The organism is Enterococcus sp. 10F3_DIV0382 (assembly GCF_002140245.1).
Classification (GTDB): Bacteria; Bacillota; Bacilli; order Lactobacillales; family Enterococcaceae; genus Enterococcus_B; species Enterococcus_B lactis.
Map to the genome: position 1 here is coordinate 780162 of NZ_NGMF01000001.1, position 15538 is coordinate 795699.

At 37.0% G+C, this 15538-nt stretch carries 16 protein-coding genes and 1 pseudogene; 13 read left to right on the forward strand and 4 right to left on the reverse strand.

Translation table 11 applies throughout. The features are described from left to right. Positions 1–17: 17 nt before the first annotated feature. Together A5849_RS03840 and A5849_RS03845 are read right to left on the reverse strand one after the other, a co-directional pair. Positions 18–1130 carry an FAD-binding oxidoreductase gene (locus A5849_RS03840; RefSeq protein WP_002345379.1) on the reverse strand — a complete coding sequence of 371 codons (1113 nt, stop codon included), beginning with the start codon at positions 1128–1130 and terminating at the stop codon, positions 18–20. 74 nt (positions 1131–1204) lie between these two features. Further along, the gene (locus A5849_RS03845; RefSeq protein WP_002308152.1) at positions 1205–2578 is read right to left on the reverse strand and encodes an MFS transporter; all 1374 of its coding nucleotides are present in this window, start codon (positions 2576–2578) and stop codon (positions 1205–1207) included. Between the two features lie 220 nt (positions 2579–2798). Between A5849_RS03845 and A5849_RS03850 the strand changes: the two genes are divergently transcribed. From A5849_RS03850 to A5849_RS03905, 10 genes and pseudogenes are all read left to right on the forward strand, one after another. Next, positions 2799–3419 (forward strand): GyrI-like domain-containing protein, encoded by a 621-nt coding sequence (locus tag A5849_RS03850; RefSeq protein ID WP_002344575.1) that lies wholly within the window; start codon positions 2799–2801, stop codon positions 3417–3419. A gap of 98 nt (positions 3420–3517) precedes the next feature. Then, positions 3518–3973: an arginine repressor gene (locus tag A5849_RS03855; RefSeq protein ID WP_002308154.1), complete on the forward strand. Its 456-nt coding sequence runs from the start codon at positions 3518–3520 to the stop codon at positions 3971–3973. A gap of 17 nt (positions 3974–3990) precedes the next feature. After that, entirely contained in the window at positions 3991–5493 is a 1503-nt protein-coding gene (locus A5849_RS03860) for a phosphoglucomutase (protein WP_002308155.1), read from the forward strand. A 94-nt stretch (positions 5494–5587) separates the two neighbouring features. Beyond that, positions 5588–5794 (forward strand): hypothetical protein, encoded by a 207-nt coding sequence (locus A5849_RS03865; protein WP_002308156.1) that lies wholly within the window; start codon positions 5588–5590, stop codon positions 5792–5794. An 84-nt stretch (positions 5795–5878) separates the two neighbouring features. Further along, positions 5879–6280 (forward strand): organic hydroperoxide resistance protein, encoded by a 402-nt coding sequence (locus A5849_RS03870; RefSeq protein WP_002286825.1) that lies wholly within the window; start codon positions 5879–5881, stop codon positions 6278–6280. Between the two features lie 156 nt (positions 6281–6436). After that, positions 6437–7765, forward strand: a complete 1329-nt coding sequence (locus tag A5849_RS03875; RefSeq protein WP_002308157.1) for an FAD-containing oxidoreductase — start codon at positions 6437–6439, stop codon at positions 7763–7765. Positions 7766–7786: 21 nt separating this feature from the next. After that, positions 7787–8413: pseudogene (locus A5849_RS14710) on the forward strand (cysteine hydrolase). 182 nt (positions 8414–8595) lie between these two features. Continuing rightward, entirely contained in the window at positions 8596–9177 is a 582-nt protein-coding gene (locus A5849_RS03890; RefSeq protein WP_002308158.1) for a TetR/AcrR family transcriptional regulator, read from the forward strand. Between the two features lie 358 nt (positions 9178–9535). Beyond that, positions 9536–10111: an SOS response-associated peptidase gene (locus A5849_RS03900; protein ID WP_002345376.1), complete on the forward strand. Its 576-nt coding sequence runs from the start codon at positions 9536–9538 to the stop codon at positions 10109–10111. Positions 10112–10587: 476 nt separating this feature from the next. Beyond that, positions 10588–11001, forward strand: a complete 414-nt coding sequence (locus A5849_RS03905) for a helix-turn-helix transcriptional regulator (protein WP_002345375.1) — start codon at positions 10588–10590, stop codon at positions 10999–11001. A gap of 61 nt (positions 11002–11062) precedes the next feature. Here the strand turns inward: A5849_RS03905 and A5849_RS03910 are convergent, their stop codons facing one another. Further along, a complete protein-coding gene (locus tag A5849_RS03910) occupies positions 11063–11707 on the reverse strand; it encodes an HAD family hydrolase (protein ID WP_002345374.1) in 645 nt (214 codons plus the stop codon). Next, positions 11700–12470 carry a DeoR/GlpR family DNA-binding transcription regulator gene (locus A5849_RS03915; protein ID WP_002344572.1) on the reverse strand — a complete coding sequence of 257 codons (771 nt, stop codon included), beginning with the start codon at positions 12468–12470 and terminating at the stop codon, positions 11700–11702. The genes A5849_RS03910 and A5849_RS03915 overlap by 8 nt, the downstream gene beginning before the upstream one ends. A 268-nt stretch (positions 12471–12738) precedes the next feature. Here A5849_RS03915 and A5849_RS03920 point away from each other — a divergent pair, with 268 nt between their 5' ends. The 3 genes from A5849_RS03920 to A5849_RS03930 are packed head-to-tail and all read left to right on the forward strand — an operon-like array spanning position 12739 to position 15134. Further along, on the forward strand, positions 12739–13383 hold the full coding sequence (locus tag A5849_RS03920; protein ID WP_002308166.1) for a TetR/AcrR family transcriptional regulator: 645 nt from the start codon (positions 12739–12741) through the stop codon (positions 13381–13383). A 5-nt stretch (positions 13384–13388) separates the two neighbouring features. Next, complete coding sequence (locus A5849_RS03925; protein ID WP_002308167.1) at positions 13389–14444, forward strand: ABC transporter permease; 1056 nt, start codon at positions 13389–13391, stop codon at positions 14442–14444. A gap of 3 nt (positions 14445–14447) precedes the next feature. Continuing rightward, the gene (locus A5849_RS03930; protein WP_002308169.1) at positions 14448–15134 is read left to right on the forward strand and encodes an ABC transporter ATP-binding protein; all 687 of its coding nucleotides are present in this window, start codon (positions 14448–14450) and stop codon (positions 15132–15134) included. Positions 15135–15538: the final 404 nt, after the last annotated feature.

The following is a 15538-nucleotide window of genomic DNA, read 5'->3' on the forward strand; positions in this document are numbered from 1 at the left end:
TTGAAAAAGCTGTTTTTCTATGATGGATTTTTCGTAATATAGGTGGAGATGTCCTTTTGATAATCTTCCGTAGGCCAATGACCAGTATTTAAGAAGTTGGCTAATAGATAGCCGATATAAGGACCTGTCGTCAAACCAGAAGAGCCTAGACCGCTAGCAGCCAGTAGACTTGGGTCATCTGGCAATACGCCGAAGAATGGGGAAAAATCTGACGTATAGGCACGGGTGCCTACACGGAACTCGTATGGCCAGTTTTTTATCTGATCTGAATCAGCCAAGAACTGTTCTGTACTCTTAGTCAATCCCTTATAAGCTTCGCTAGTAGGAGCCAAATCCCAGCCTTGATCGTTCTCATGGGTAGCACCTAAAAGGATCTTTCCGTCCATGAAAGGAATGAAATCAGCTTCTCCGTCAAGCATAGCAACAGGCCAGTCTTGACTCATCTTATAAGATGTCTGAAATGCTAAAAGCTGCCCTTTTTGCGGACGTATATCTGCAGAATAGCCTAAATTTTTTAATAGAGGCTTAAGTGCAGGACCAGGTGTCAAGATTACGCGGTCAGCTGTGTATTCTCCAAATGGTCCCTTGATGAGCCAAGAATCGTTCTTCTTATGGAAGGTGACTTTTGCCTGGATCTGCTCGATTTGTTTTTGTACTAAACGCTGACCAAGATGTTCTAAATATGCTTTTCCATCCAGACGACCGCCACCACTGATACGCAGTGAAACTGCTGGCTTCAATAACGGAAGAGCTTGGGATGTCTGTTCAGGTGAAAGCCATTCGATGTTTCCAATTTCTGGTGCTTCTTCTTTTCGTTTCTCCGCAAGAACAGCTAATTCAGCTAAATCTTTTTCAGGTCGAAGCAAAAGTGTCCCTGATTGTGCATAAATCGTTTGATCAAGTTGGAAATCTTTTATGAGTTTAGGGAAAAAAGCAGCGCCGTCTTTAGCCAGACGATACCATTGTTTGTTTCTGCGTTTTGACAACCAAGGGGAGATGATCCCAGCGCTTGCTTTCGTTGCCTGTCCTGTCCCTTCATCAAACAAAGCAACATCGAATGTTGATGTGTCCAAGTAATTGGCTAGGGTCATACCAATGATCCCGCCACCGATAATGGCAATTTTTTCCATAAAAAAGCCTCCTTTTACAAACAACCATTTTCACACAAAAAAACGGCAGATGCAACACCTGCCGTATATGGAAACTACGCTTTTTTAGCAAAAAACAGAGAATAGACGAATCGAGCAAAGCTGATAAGAAGCAACAGCAATAAGACGCCCAATGCCGCTTTTGATCCTAATGTAGTAGACACTTCGTAACTATGGGAAGTATGATGCTGAACATAATTGATAATAACCGCTACTAATGAAGTAGCCACAGCACCAGAAAACTGTTGCAAGGTATTGAACATTGCATTCCCGTCTCCTTGCAGTTCTTCATTCAGTGCATTCATTCCAGTCGTCATCATATTGCTGTAAGACAATCCTATACCGACCATATAAAAAACATGACAGGCAATCAATACACCCAATGAAGCGTGTCCGATAAGCAGGAATAATGCTAGCCAACCAATCAAAGAAAGGATCAGTCCAGCAAAAATTGGCTTCTTCGGACCATATTGATCCAGCATTTTACCAGAAAAAGGAGAAAGCAAAGCACCAACCGCTGCACCGGGAAGCATGGCTAATCCAGCGACAAAAGGACTGCTTCCTTGAACGATCTGAAGGAAATTCGGTAAGACAAAAGACACACCAAGTAATAAAAACTGATAAACCAAGAAACCAATCAAAAACAAACGGAATGTTTTATTTGAAAGAATGGACAGTCGGATCAGCGGATGTTCCACTTTTTTACTTCGATAGTAAAATAGGAACCAGCCAATCCCGCCGATGATCAAAGCAATCCAACTAGAAAGTGTTCCCAACGTACTCAAAAATGTCAGACTTCCACTAAACAAAAGAAAGATTCCTAAAACGCTCCACCAATCCAAATAACCATTTTTTTGTACTGCCATCTCGGGAATAGCAAACCAGCCGATAATCAAAGAAAGGATCAAAATGGGCACAAGAAACAGGAAAATATGATTCCATGTAAAATGGGAAGTCATAATGCCTCCGTAAGTGGGGCCAATCGCTGGAGCAATGGCCGTTGTCAAAGTACCGACACCCATCATCGCGCCTCGTCGATTGAGGGGGGCAAATGTCAAGATAATATGGAACATCAACGGAAGAGCGATACCTGTCGCTGCCCCTTGGAGCAATCGACCAAACAATAGGACCATGAAGGTAGGAGAGAAGAAGTCGATCATTATACCTGCCAAGAAAAGCAGATTTGAAGCTAAAAAGAGTTTTTTGAGACTAAAATTGCGATTCAAATAAGTAGATAGCGGAACAATGATCGAAATCATCAAAAGATAAATCGTTGTTACCCATTGGACTTGTGCGGTCGTTAAATCAAACTGTCTAATAAGAGTGGGGAAAGTTACATTCATGGCCGTCTCGATCAATACGCCCGCAAAAGACATCATCCCTGTTGCAATTACTGCAGGTACTAAAAGCAGCTGTTTTTGTTTCGTCATTTACATCACCTCTAAAAAATTTCGTAAAAAAAGAGAGTGATTTCTATTATAAAAATAGAAACCGCCTCTCTCTCGACACGCCGAAACGTGTTATCTGTACGATTTATTTACTTAACTTATTCTAGCACAAACTGAAAAATAGTGTCAACACGATTAGCCAAGTCACTCAAAAAGAGGTATGATAATAAATAACTAAATGGAATTTCTCGGAGGAAGAAAAATGGAAAAAATCGAATGGCGTAAAGACAAGAGCTATAGTATGAAAAAAAGCCCGCAAATACTAGAGGTTCCTAAAAAACCATTCTTTAGCATCAGAGGGTTCGGGGATCCGAATCAGGAAGACTTTAAACGAAGAGTAGCCTGTCTATATGCAGTCAGCTATGCAATACGCATGTCGCCTAAAAAAAATTGGCTGATTCCTGATTATCAGCTGTATACTGTCTATCCATTGGAAGGACAATGGGGACTGCAAGAAAAGTATTTGCATGAACCAGTGATGAAAAAAGAACATTTTTCTTATCAATTGATGATCCGACAGCCTGACTTTGTTACAGAAGCGATAGCACAAGAAGCCATTCAGCGTTCTCTGAGCAAACTTCCGGAAGACTTGAGAGAACAAGTAGCATTCGGAAAGATGGAAGAAGGTCTTTGTGCCCAAATCTTACACATCGGTTCCTATGATGAAGAACCAGAATCCTTTGAGAAATTAGAAGCATTCATTGCAGAAGAAGGCTATCAAAGAACTTCTAAAGAACATAAAGAAATCTATATCAGCGATCCACGAAAATCTGCACCTGAAAAAATGAAGACGATTTTGCGTGTCAAAATAGAAAAAGGATAGCAACCTGAATAAAACCGAAAAAATAAAAGTAAAAAATACCAAAATGAGAAGAAATATTACTTGTCTTTTGCTATAATCAATATTGAGAGGTGTCTAATATGAAAAAAAAACAGCGACAAGCATTGATCCGCCAAATGATTACAGAACAACCGATTGGGACACAGGAAGAGCTGCTTACACGGTTGCATGAAGCAGGTGCCGATGTGACTCAAGCTACGATTTCTCGAGACATCAGAGAAATGAAGTTAGTAAAAAGCCAAAATGAAAATAAAATAGTATGCTATACATTATTTAACCAACCATCTGTTTCTTTAAATGAAGAACGTTTGCGTACGGCAATTAGGCGTGAGGTTTTACGTATACAGTCTGTTCAATTCATGGTCATCGTATTGACTGAACGAAATGGCGCTGATGTGGTAACGAATTGGTTAGACGAAGTTGCTTATCCCGAAGTTGTTGGAACGATGGCAGGTGTAGATACATTCATTATTATTTGCCGCTCAGAAGAAGAAGCACAGCGGTTTGCGGAAAAATTAGAAAAAATGAGGGAATAAATGAGGAGGACTTTTATATGCAAGATATGAAAGCGCTACAAAACGGATCGGATATTCGAGGGATTGCATTACCAGTTGAAGGTCATGAAGTCAATTTGACGACAGACAGGGTAGAAAAGATCGGCTGGGGACTAGCAAACTGGCTAAAGAAAAAGAAGAAATCAACTAATCCGACTAAAAAATGGACGATTGGGATTGGTCATGACAGCAGGATCAGCGGACCAGCACTAAAAGAGGCGTTGATCCAAAGTCTGAAAGAACAAGGGATACATGTCATTGATTTCGAATTAGCTACTACGCCAGCTATGTTTATGTCCACTCAATTTGAACAATTCTCATGCGACGCTGCGGTCATGCTGACTGCTAGCCATCTTCCTTATTATTACAACGGAATAAAATTTTTTACCTCAGAAGGAGGAGCAGAAAAAGAAGATATTGCTTATATCCTGTCACAACAGCAAAAAATAAACAGTGAACAAGTAGGAAGTGTGGAAAAAGCAGACCTTTTGATACCTTATGCGCAAGATTTAGTCACAAAAATCAAAAAAGGGATGGGAACACAAGATGACAAACCACTAAAAGGTTGGAAAATCATCGTGGATGCTGGAAATGGTGCTGGAGGATTCTTTGCTGAAAAAGTATTGAATAGCTTAGGCGCTGATACAACAGGATCTCAATTTTTGGAACCAGATGGTCGATTTCCTAATCACATCCCCAACCCTGATAACAAAGAAGCGATGGAAAGTATCAAGCAGGCTGTTTTAGCAAATGAAGCAGATCTTGGGATCATTTTTGACACAGATGTGGATCGTTCAGCTGTGGTCAGTGCTTCTGGAACAGTCATCAATCGAAATAATTTGATCGCAGTATTAAGTACGATCGTATTAAAAGAGCATCCAGAAACAAGGATCGTAACGAATTCGCCTACTTCTTCTCATCTACAAAAATTCATTGAAGAAAAAGGAGGTACCCAAATTCGTTATATTTCCGGCTATCGAAATGTAATCAATAAAGCATTAGAACTTAATCGTCTTGGGAAAGATACACAGCTAGCCATCGAAACAAGCGGACACGCTGCATTCAAGGAAAATTATTTTCTGGATGATGGTGCATATGTCATCGCGAAGATCCTGATGCTTTTGCCAGAATTAAAAAGAAAAGGTATCACATTAGATGAACAAATCAAAGAGTTGAAACAGCCCGTAGAAGTACAAGAAATCCGACTAAAATTGTTCAGCGATGAACCACGCGAACAAGGAAACAAGATATTAGAAGAAATGAAGCGACTGCTGGAAGAAGAAAAAGGGATGAACTTCGACCCGGCAAATGAAGAAGGTATTCGGTATAATCTGCAAGAACCTTATGGAAGCGGTTGGTTTTTGATTCGTTTAAGCTTACATGAGCCGTTGTTAGTATTGCAGATAGAAAATGACGAAAGCGGAAAGAACCAGCTAGTGTTAGAAAAACTAGCAAACTTATTCGGACATTTTTCTGATCTTGGATCATTACCAGCAGAATAAACCAAACTTCTTGAAAGGTAGTTGCTTGGACAACAAAAAAAGTGGTAAGGTTAAACCGAGTGCTGGTAAGGTGGCCAGCAAAAGGAGGAAAAAAATGGTAACGAATATGGTTATTTTTTTAACAGTATTGGTCTATGGGGTCAACTTTCTGGTATATATGTATCTTAAAATCAATCATATAAAAGATTATTTAGAAAAGATTGCTATTTATTTTGGAACGAATATGACCCTGTTGTTCACGAGTGGCATCTTTTTGTTTTTTGGAAAAATAGTAGAAGACGGTATTCTGGTATTTGAATAAGCAGAATTTTTGTAGAAAGCGCCTTACTTGTCATACACTATAACTATAGCAAGTAGCAAATGGTCAATCGAAAGGAGCAGTACAATGAAAAAAGCATACGAAACAGCAATGATCAACCATGGCGGGCGCAATGGAGAGGTCGAGGCACCCAATGGCTCGATGCATATGAAAATCACTCCTCCGGGAATCCATGCAGAAGGAACAAATCCAGAACAATTATTTGCAGCAGGTTATGCTTCTTGTTTCAATGGGGCGGTACAACATATGATCAAAGAAGCAGGAATGACTGCAGAGTCCACAGTAAAAGCACGTGTCTCTCTTTATAATTTAGATGATGGCGGCTATCAGATCGGTGTAGTATTAGAAGTGCATATCGATGGCATCAGCGAAGAAGAAGCCCAAAAAATTGCAGAAGATGCGCATGAATTCTGCCCTTACTCCAAAGCAACTAGAGGAAATATCGATGTAGAAGTAACGATTGTTTAGAAGAATAAAGGAAATCGAACCAGACTAAAAACGTGAAAGGATCGCTTTTTGTCTGGTTTTTTTGACAAACAAAGCAGATGATTTGGAAAATAGACGATTATCGGTTATCATATTTTTGTACCAATCGGTAGGTAAAGAAGAAGCGAGGGAAAAAGGATGGAAAAATATCAAAATATTGTGATCGGTTTTGGAAAAGGCGGTAAGACTTTAGCGAAGGCATTAGCTTCAAAAGGCGAATCGGTTTTAGTTGTTGAAAAGTCAACACGTATGTATGGCGGAACATGTATCAACATCGGCTGTATTCCTTCTAAATCATTGATTTTCAATGGAGAAAGAGGAATCGATTTTACAGAGGCTGTTGCTCGGAAAGAAAAATTGACGGGCATGCTTCGTGCCAAAAATTATCATATGATTAGCGATGAGGCGACTGGGACAGTGATGGACGGCACAGCACGTTTTCTTTCTAACCATCAAATCGAAGTAACGAATAATGGTGAAAAAGTGATTGTTGAAGGCGAACGGATTTTCATCAATACTGGTTCTGAACCAATCATTTTACCAATCAAAGGATTGAATACAAGTCGCTACTTGATTGATTCTACGCAAGCAATGGATCAGGAACAATTACCGGAAAAATTAGTGATCATTGGAGCTGGATATATTGGTCTGGAATTTGCATCAATGTTCAATGAATACGGATCTAAAGTTGTCGTTCTTGATGCCCATCCTGAATTTCTTCCACGTGAAGATGAAGACATTGCACAAATGATTTTAGAAGATTTGACGAATGCAGGAATCGAGTTCCACTTAGGTGTGACTGTTGATGAAGTAGCAGACCAAGAATCAACAGCTGCCGTTACCTTTACAGAAGATGGTCAAAAAGTAACGATTGAAGCATCTAAAGTTTTAGCAGCAACTGGCCGAAAAGCTAATACAGCTTCTCTTGGATTAGAAAATACAGATGTTAAACTGACCGATCGCGGAGCAATCGCTGTAGATGAATACCTTCGTACAGATGCGGAAAACATTTGGGCGATTGGAGACGTCAAAGGCGGACTGCAGTTCACTTATATCTCTTTAGATGATTATCGAATTATCATGGATCAGTTGAAAGGCGAAAATACACGAACAACGAATAACCGGAAAGCTGTGCCTTACAGTGTATTTATCACTCCGACTTTATCTAATGTAGGATTAACAGAAAAACAAGCCAAAGCACAAGGCGTCAATTACAAATTATTCAAGTATATGACAAGCGGTGTTCCTAAAGCACAAGTATTAGAAGATCCTAAAGGGGTATTCAAAGTTTTAGTTGATCCTGAAACTGACTTGATTCTAGGCGCAAGTATCTATGCGGAAGATTCTCATGAAGTCATCAACTTGATTTCGCTAGCTATGAATGGAAAACTTCCTTATACGTTATTGAGAGATCAAATCTATTCTCATCCAACAATGAGTGAAGCTCTAAATGATGTATTAAAATAAATAACGAATGGAGAATTTAGCATGTTCAACAACAAAAATACAGCAGTAGTTCTAACTGACCCGCAAGTCGAGTTCTTGAAACCAGCAGGCGGTGGCTTTGGTTTGACAAAAGATATCTTAGAAAAATACAATACGATCGAAAATATGATCGAAATGGTGAAACAAGCAAAAGAAAAAGGATACAAACTCTTTATTTCTCCTCATTATTTTTATCCACATGACCATAAATGGCAATTTGGTGGTGCATGAGAACATATGATGCTTGAGCAGCAGATGTTTGCTAGAAAAAGTCAATATGAACCAGTGGAAGAAGGTTCAGGAGCCGATTTTATCGAAGAATTGAAACCATATTTGGATGAAAATACGATCATCAGCTCTCCTCATAAAATCTTTGGACCAGAAAGCAACGACTTAGCGCTTCAATTGAGAAAAAATGGAATCGACACAGTAATTCTCGGTGGAATGAACGGAAACTTGTGTAGCGATTCCCATATGCGTGAATTGGTAGAGAGTGGATTCAATGTTGTGGTAGCGACAGATGCAATTGGTGCTCCTGGCCAAGAAGCAATGGATGCAGCGTTGACGAACTTTGGTTTTATTGCAGATCAAGTGATGACAACAGAGGAAGTATTAGAGCAACTATCATAAGATAGGAACTGCTTTTGTCCTCGCAGTTCTTGAATCAATGAACATCTAGCTACAAGAGAACAGTTTTATAGTGAGGACTGTGTCAGATAATTTGGCATAGCCCTTTTTAAACGATTAGGAAGATAAAATGATGAATTTATTGTATAATATAGGACTATGAGAGATGAAAAAGGAGAATATCATTGAAAACAAAGGAAAAGATCTTGGAAGCGACCAAAGATCTTATTTATAAAAAAGGCTATCACGAAACGTCAATCCGGGATATTCTAGCAGCTTCTGATACGGGGAAAGGGCAATTTTATTATTACTTTTCTTCAAAAAAAGAAGTTTGTCTAGCGGTGATCCATGCGCATATGGACATGTGGCAGACAGAGTTGTTTGAAGACATCTTAAATGCTGGAAAACAGCCAGAAGAAGCACTAGAAGAAATGTTGGATTGGATTTTCGCTGATCATGAGGCACAAATCACTTATCATGGCTGTCCTGTGGGGAATTTGATTATTGAGTTGAGTACAGTGGATGAAGAATTCCGTCTATTGCTACTAGAATTAGTCAATCAATGGGTCAAGTATACGAAACAAAATATCTTGGCACTTTCTGAAGAAAAACTGTCCGATGCAGAGGCAGACCGTCAAGCCAAAGCGTTGATTGCTGAAATCCAGGGCAGTATCTTATTGTTGAAAGTCACACAAGATCTATCACTACTTAGACAGAATTTTCAATTGATCAAAGAAAGATTGTTAACTTCGCAAAAGGTTCTTTAATAATTAGAGGTTGTGACAGAAGTGGTCAGCTTCAAGAAATAAGAAGGAATTGACGAAAATTACTTCTCAAATTTTTGTGAAATTTCGGCTTATTTTTCGAAGAAGCTACTTCTGGAACACCGTTTACCCAGAGGTCGGGAACTTGCCGTTTCACTCTGAGTCACAAGGAGTAATTTCAAAAAACAGCTTCTCATATTTGATGGATATTGTGACTTGTGACCGAGGAGTTGGCAAGAGAAAAAAGTTTACTGGAGAGTTTGTCACAACTTTTTTAATTCTCCATTCATTGAAAGCGTTTTGTTGGTGTGAACTTCTTGTTGCAGTGTATGATAGATAAAAAGATGGGGGAGGTATTAGGATGTGTGGTCGTTATTTTTTTAATCTAGAGTCGGAGCTCCTTCAGAATTATTATCGAGAAGCCCAGAAGAAACAACCGGAACAGGCAGCAGAATTAGCAGCTGGAGAAATTTTTCCGTCAAATCTTGTTGTGACATTAAGAAAAAAGGAAGAAAACAATCTCACTCCGGAAATCATGAAGTGGGGATTTACCGGATTTAAAAAAGGACAATTGATGATCAATGCCCGAGCAGAGACAATAGAAGAAAAAAAGACCTTTCATCAACCATTTTTGCAAAATCGTTGTGTTTTCCCAATGAGCGGCTTTTATGAGTGGAATGAAGAAAAAGACAAATTTATGTTTTCAAATAAGGAAAAAATAGTGTATATTGGCGGCTTTTATCGTAGCCATCACGATGAAAAAACAGCAGAATCGATCATAATGACTACTGAACCTAATCGCACAGTTGCACCAATCCATGACCGAATGCCGCTTGTCTTGAATGAAGAACAAATCGAACCTTGGGTAACAGATATTTCTTTTGCGCGAAAAATCATTACTCAGCAGATGCCTGAATTAGTAATGGAGAAGGTATAACAGAATCGATTTTTCAAAGAAAGAGCGGCAAAAAACAAAAAAGACTTCAGCACAGATCCCAAAAACAAAGAGAACAGAAGAAATGCTCATAAGCTGCATATACTGCATCTATAGAGTCACATTCGACCTTATAGCTTCTATTTGTTTTTTACTCGTGCTGTGAGTCTTTTTTTTGTTTATACCTAACGATGTTTATCATTACGACTCTTTGAATTCTTGGAATCTAAAATTCAAACTTAACGACTGGTTGGCAGTTGTATATTCCCTGAATTTATAGATAAGAGGTTGCCATTTATCCACATTGATATGAGTTGGATCATGTAAAATCCCTTCTTCTCATCCTTAGTCGTCATCAGCACGACGGGAAATCCGTAATAGAAACTTTTTTCCATTTTTTTAAACATAATCCTCACCTCTGAATATAGTATACTAAGCTTATTCCTCGATGCTCATCGATGTGTGAAAGGATAGAAAAAATGGCTGGATTTCCTGATCTTCAGCAAACGACTAAACTCTTAGCAGATCATTCGCGACTTGAGATCCTTACTTTATTGATGGATGGAAGGTTCCATACTGTACATGAACTAGCAAAGAAAGCAAAAATAAAAGATCACACGGCATCTTATCGTATAAAAAAACTTCATTCTCTTGATTGGGTGATGTCTTATAAACAGGGAGGAAATGTCTATTATCGATTATCATTTCTGGAAATCGCTGATTTGTTAGAAAATCTTATGGTAGTTAGTCCGGTTAAATCGATCAAATCATTTAATGAAAACAAAGAATATAGTGAATTAAAAGCAGGAAGATCTTGTTATCGGCATTTAGCCGGTGTGATAGGTGTAGTTTTTTTCAACTTTCTCCTTCACAACTGTCACTTTTCTTTTTAAATGGCAAAAATTTCAATCTTTAAATGGCGAAAAACAAAGAGCGTGAAACCCTATCCTTATCTCACGCTCTTTGCCTATTTTCTAACAAATCAAGTATTTCTTGAGGAGAATCAATAATTATATCTACACTTTGAAATGATTCAATGTTTTTAGCACCCCATTTAGCTAAACCAAAAGTGACTCCACAAGATTTCGCACTTTGCATGTCATATAATGAATCACCAATGTAAATCGTCTCTTCTTTTTTTATGCCCAATTCATCAATTGCCTTTTGTATGGGGTCCGGAAAAGGTTTATGCAACTTAGTATCTGAAGCTGTAATTTGTATATCAAAATACTGATTTAAATTAAATCGATCAAACTCATTTTTCATTTCTTCTTTTGTTTTAGATGTGACAAGTCCTAATTGAATCCCTTTTACATGCAATGTCTGTAATGTTTCTTCTATATGCGGAAAAACTTGAGCATTGTCTGCTAATAAAAGTACGTTTTCACCCCATTTTGATAAGAGAGTTTCCTCTTCTTCTTCAGTATTTACAAACTTTTTAATAGCTTCTCTTCCAGGAATACCTAAAATATAATGTAATTCTTTAATCGGGATTTCCTTCTCTAATTCTTCACGCAATGTTTTTTGCAGAGAATGTGTCATAACATATTCTGTATCAATAATCGTTCCATCAACATCAAATAATATCGTTTTAATCATAGCTATTCTCCTTTGTGTAGATGATTTTGCTCTTTCCTATTCTAACGGCTAATTCTTCAGGAATTTTTTTATCGGTTATCAAATAATCAATTTCTTCAAACGAGTAGACAAGGTAATTATGTGATAAATTGATTTTTGTATGATCACATAGTAATACGATTTTGTTACTTTTCTCTCTAACTACCTGTTTCATTGCGATGTCTTCTTCATGGGCATAATAGATTCCCTGATTATTTATACCCGCACAACTTAAGAAAGAAATATCAAACCGATACTTAGTTAATTCCCAGATTGGGTATCCACCAGTAACTGAACGGCTTTCTTTATTTAATGTTCCTCCAAGAATCGTAGTAGGGATTGAAGTGGTCTTTAAGAATTGATCGGCAATGTCAATCGAGTTTGTCACAGCCAAGTTTATGTTTCTATTCGCTAAATATTGAGGCAAAAGTGAGATTGTGGTCGACACATCTAAATATACGGTTTGCTTTTCAAGTAATAGTTTACTTGCTTCTTTAGCAATTTGCTTTTTCACTTGAAGTTCTTGATCTGTTCTTCCTAAATATCCATCTATTTTATTAAACGAATTTGCTAAACTGATACCTCCGTAAGTTCTAATCACAAGGTTGTTATCCGCTAGTTTTATTGTATCTCTTCTAGCCGTGTCTCTAGAAGCACCTGTAAGTTGCATAATGTCTTGTAAAGTTAACGATTGTTCTTTTTTTAGTCTTTCCATTATTATCAGCAATCTTTTTTGTTGATTCACCTATTGAACTCCCATCAAAAATAAGTAATTTTAAGTATATAAATATAATAGCTTAAAACAACTTAAATGTACACTAGTATGAAGTGTACATAAAATCAGCTTTTTTTCATTAGAAATAAGTTCCTATTAAGTAACATATAGATTTAGGTATTTATCAGCATAAATTGCATTAGGCGTTTTTTTGACTAATTTACTTTTAGATGATACTATAATCCCACATCGTGACCGATCGGTCACGATGTGGGATATTATAGAAAGTAGGTATGAAATGTCAGAAACGATTATGACGAATTATGAACAGTGGCTAAATATGGCTGAAATGCCAGAGAATAAGCGAAAAATATTAGAAGCTACTATTAGACTTTATTCAAAACAAGGAATATCCAACACTTCAACCAGTCAAATCGCGAAAGAAGCCGGTTTTTCAAAAGCGCTAATTTTTAAGTTTTTTACAAATAAGCATGATTTAACGATGAATTTACTTACACCTATTTTAGATCATATATTACCTGCTTTTACTTCCGATTTTTTTGAAGATCTTGAAAAAAAAGCAGAAGTAAAAGAGATTATTCATTACATCGTTTTTAATCGTTATCAATTTCTAATGGAAAATAAAGAGATTGTCTTAATTTTCTTGTCCGAAATACTAATAAACGAAGAGTTACAACAAGATTTTTTCTCATATATTGATTCCAATAATAAGAATAATTGGACAAGAGAACATTCCCTTTTTTCGAAAATAGATGAAAAAATCACGTTAACGAGCTTGTTCTCAGCGATTGCCAGTCAGATTCTTATGTTGTTTGTTCAATGTCTGATTTTTAATAAAAAAATGACTGAACAGCAACAAAATCAACGTTTAGAAGAAATTGTAGACTTAATTTACAATGGAGTTAAAAATAGAAAGGAATAAAAATAATGTATCTTGCAATAAAAGAAATTTTACACAATAAACTTCGTTACAGCCTTGTCCTAGTTACAGTTTTCCTTATATCGTTTATGGTCTTCTTTATGACAAGCCTAGCAATTGGTTTAGTTCGAGATAACCGAACCGCAGCGGATAACTGGGATTCAACAGGAGTAGTACTCTCAAAATATGCAAATAAGAATCTAACAGCCTCCTTTATTACTGAAGATAACTATAAAGATAAGTTGTCAGATGACGCGGTCCCCCTAGGATATATGTTTGCTGTAACAAATCTAAAAAATGATGATACGACAGTGAATATCTCAATTTTTGCTCAAAATTGGAACAGTTTTATTGCCCCTAAACTTATTGAAGGTCATTATCCTGAAAGTAAGAATGAAGTTATCATTGATCAATCGATGGAAAATTATAATATTAAAATGGGCGATCAGATACAGTTAAATGGAAGTACTGACGAATATAAAGTCGTCGGTATAACGAATGACAGTAAATTTTTTACCGTGCCGGTCATTTATACTGATTTGTCTACCTACTGGAAGTTACAGCATACGGATAAAACAACCAAAACCATTTCAGCAATTGTTCTAAACAATGATGTTGATGTCTCTGGGGAGGGCTTAGTACAAGTAACCGAACAAGATATGATCAGTAATATTCCTGGCTACACACCGGAAGTAAATGTGTTTATGGGAATGATTATAGCTCTGGTAGTTATTACTTGTTTAGTAGTCGGTATTTTCATTTACATTATCATGATTCAAAAACTAGGGCTTTATGGCATTATGCGTGCACAAGGTATTCAATCCAAAACAATTATCTGGTCTCTATTTTGTCAAATATTCGTTTTATCAGGTATGGGTGTTTTAATGGCACTTATTGGCGTATGGGCAGTAAAATTTGTTTTACCGGCAACCCTTTTCTTTTATCCTAGCTGGCTAGCCTATTCACTTCTAGGTTTAGCAATCATTATAATGGCTCTTTTGGGAGGGCTAATCTCGTTGCCTAAGATTTTGAAAATTGATCCTATAGAAGCGATTGGAGAATAAACAATGAATTTAGTAGAAATGAAGAATGTCACCAAGACATATGGAAGTGGACATACATTAACACAAGCTCTATTCCCTACCAATTTTGAATTAAAGGAAGGAGAGTTTACTGCTATTGTTGGTCCTTCAGGATCAGGAAAAACAACTTTCTTGACGACACTAGGAAATTTGCAAACACCAACTAGTGGTCAAATAATTATAAAAAATAAAGAAACAACACAAATGACTGAAAAAGAAAAAACAACTTTGCGTTTTAAGGAATTTGGCTTTATCTTACAAGCATCGAATTTGATTCCATTTTTGAATGTTCAAGAACAGTTAGATTTAATAGATCGTTTAGACAAGCCAAATTCAAAAAAAATGAATCGTGAAGAACTATTAGATCTGCTGGATCTAAACAAGGTATTACGATCTTATCCGAAAGATTTATCCGGTGGAGAGCGACAAAGAGCAGCAATTGCTCGCGCATTATATAATAACCCAAGCATCATATTAGCTGATGAACCCACAGCTAGCCTTGATACAGAACGTGCGCATCAAGTTGTTGATCTACTTGCACGAATTGCTCACGAGTATAATCGAGGTGTGGTTATGATAACCCATGACATGCGTTTACTTGATAAAGTCGACCAAGTTTACACCATGCAAGATGGGAAACTGTCACGTGGAAATGCTTTACAATATAATTGATAATAACGTATGATATTCACATAAAAGTAAAATCCCCTCAATGATGCGTTGATAAGATATAAAACTCCCTAACTACTATATAGGGAGTTTTTATTTGTATATAAGTGCATCTTTTTGTCTTCAGGAAGAAAAAAAGTAATCCCAAAATTGTCGTAGGATTTCCTAGTAAAATAGCAGCAGTGAAGAATAAGTAAAACCTATCCTATATTTATTTGCTTTATATTCATTATTTTGTTTCTATACTGAATGAAGCTCATAAATAGAGTGGACAGAAAATCAGGCGTTTCTGAACAGTCTATTTTTTTATCTTATTTCTATAATTTTGATTCTATTATGTGTTCATAAACCCATATCAAAATCTATGTTCATTTATACCATCGGTATAAAGTTATGTTACAATAAAA

Excerpts from the sequence above, each read along its gene's own strand:
- A5849_RS03840 (WP_002345379.1), bottom strand. The coding sequence starts at position 1,130 with ATGGAAAAAATTGCCATTATCGGTGGCGGGATCATTGGTATGACCCTA.
- A5849_RS03845 (WP_002308152.1), bottom strand. The coding sequence starts at position 2,578 with ATGACGAAACAAAAACAGCTGCTTTTAGTACCTGCAGTAATTGCAACA.
- A5849_RS03850 (WP_002344575.1), top strand. The coding sequence starts at position 2,799 with ATGGAAAAAATCGAATGGCGTAAAGACAAGAGCTATAGTATGAAAAAA.
- A5849_RS03855 (WP_002308154.1), top strand. The coding sequence starts at position 3,518 with ATGAAAAAAAAACAGCGACAAGCATTGATCCGCCAAATGATTACAGAA.
- A5849_RS03860 (WP_002308155.1), top strand. The coding sequence starts at position 3,991 with ATGCAAGATATGAAAGCGCTACAAAACGGATCGGATATTCGAGGGATT.
- A5849_RS03865 (WP_002308156.1), top strand. The coding sequence starts at position 5,588 with ATGGTAACGAATATGGTTATTTTTTTAACAGTATTGGTCTATGGGGTC.
- A5849_RS03870 (WP_002286825.1), top strand. The coding sequence starts at position 5,879 with ATGAAAAAAGCATACGAAACAGCAATGATCAACCATGGCGGGCGCAAT.
- A5849_RS03875 (WP_002308157.1), top strand. The coding sequence starts at position 6,437 with ATGGAAAAATATCAAAATATTGTGATCGGTTTTGGAAAAGGCGGTAAG.
- A5849_RS03900 (WP_002345376.1), top strand. The coding sequence starts at position 9,536 with ATGTGTGGTCGTTATTTTTTTAATCTAGAGTCGGAGCTCCTTCAGAAT.
- A5849_RS03905 (WP_002345375.1), top strand. The coding sequence starts at position 10,588 with ATGGCTGGATTTCCTGATCTTCAGCAAACGACTAAACTCTTAGCAGAT.
- A5849_RS03910 (WP_002345374.1), bottom strand. The coding sequence starts at position 11,707 with ATGATTAAAACGATATTATTTGATGTTGATGGAACGATTATTGATACA.
- A5849_RS03920 (WP_002308166.1), top strand. The coding sequence starts at position 12,739 with ATGTCAGAAACGATTATGACGAATTATGAACAGTGGCTAAATATGGCT.
- A5849_RS03925 (WP_002308167.1), top strand. The coding sequence starts at position 13,389 with ATGTATCTTGCAATAAAAGAAATTTTACACAATAAACTTCGTTACAGC.
- A5849_RS03930 (WP_002308169.1), top strand. The coding sequence starts at position 14,448 with ATGAATTTAGTAGAAATGAAGAATGTCACCAAGACATATGGAAGTGGA.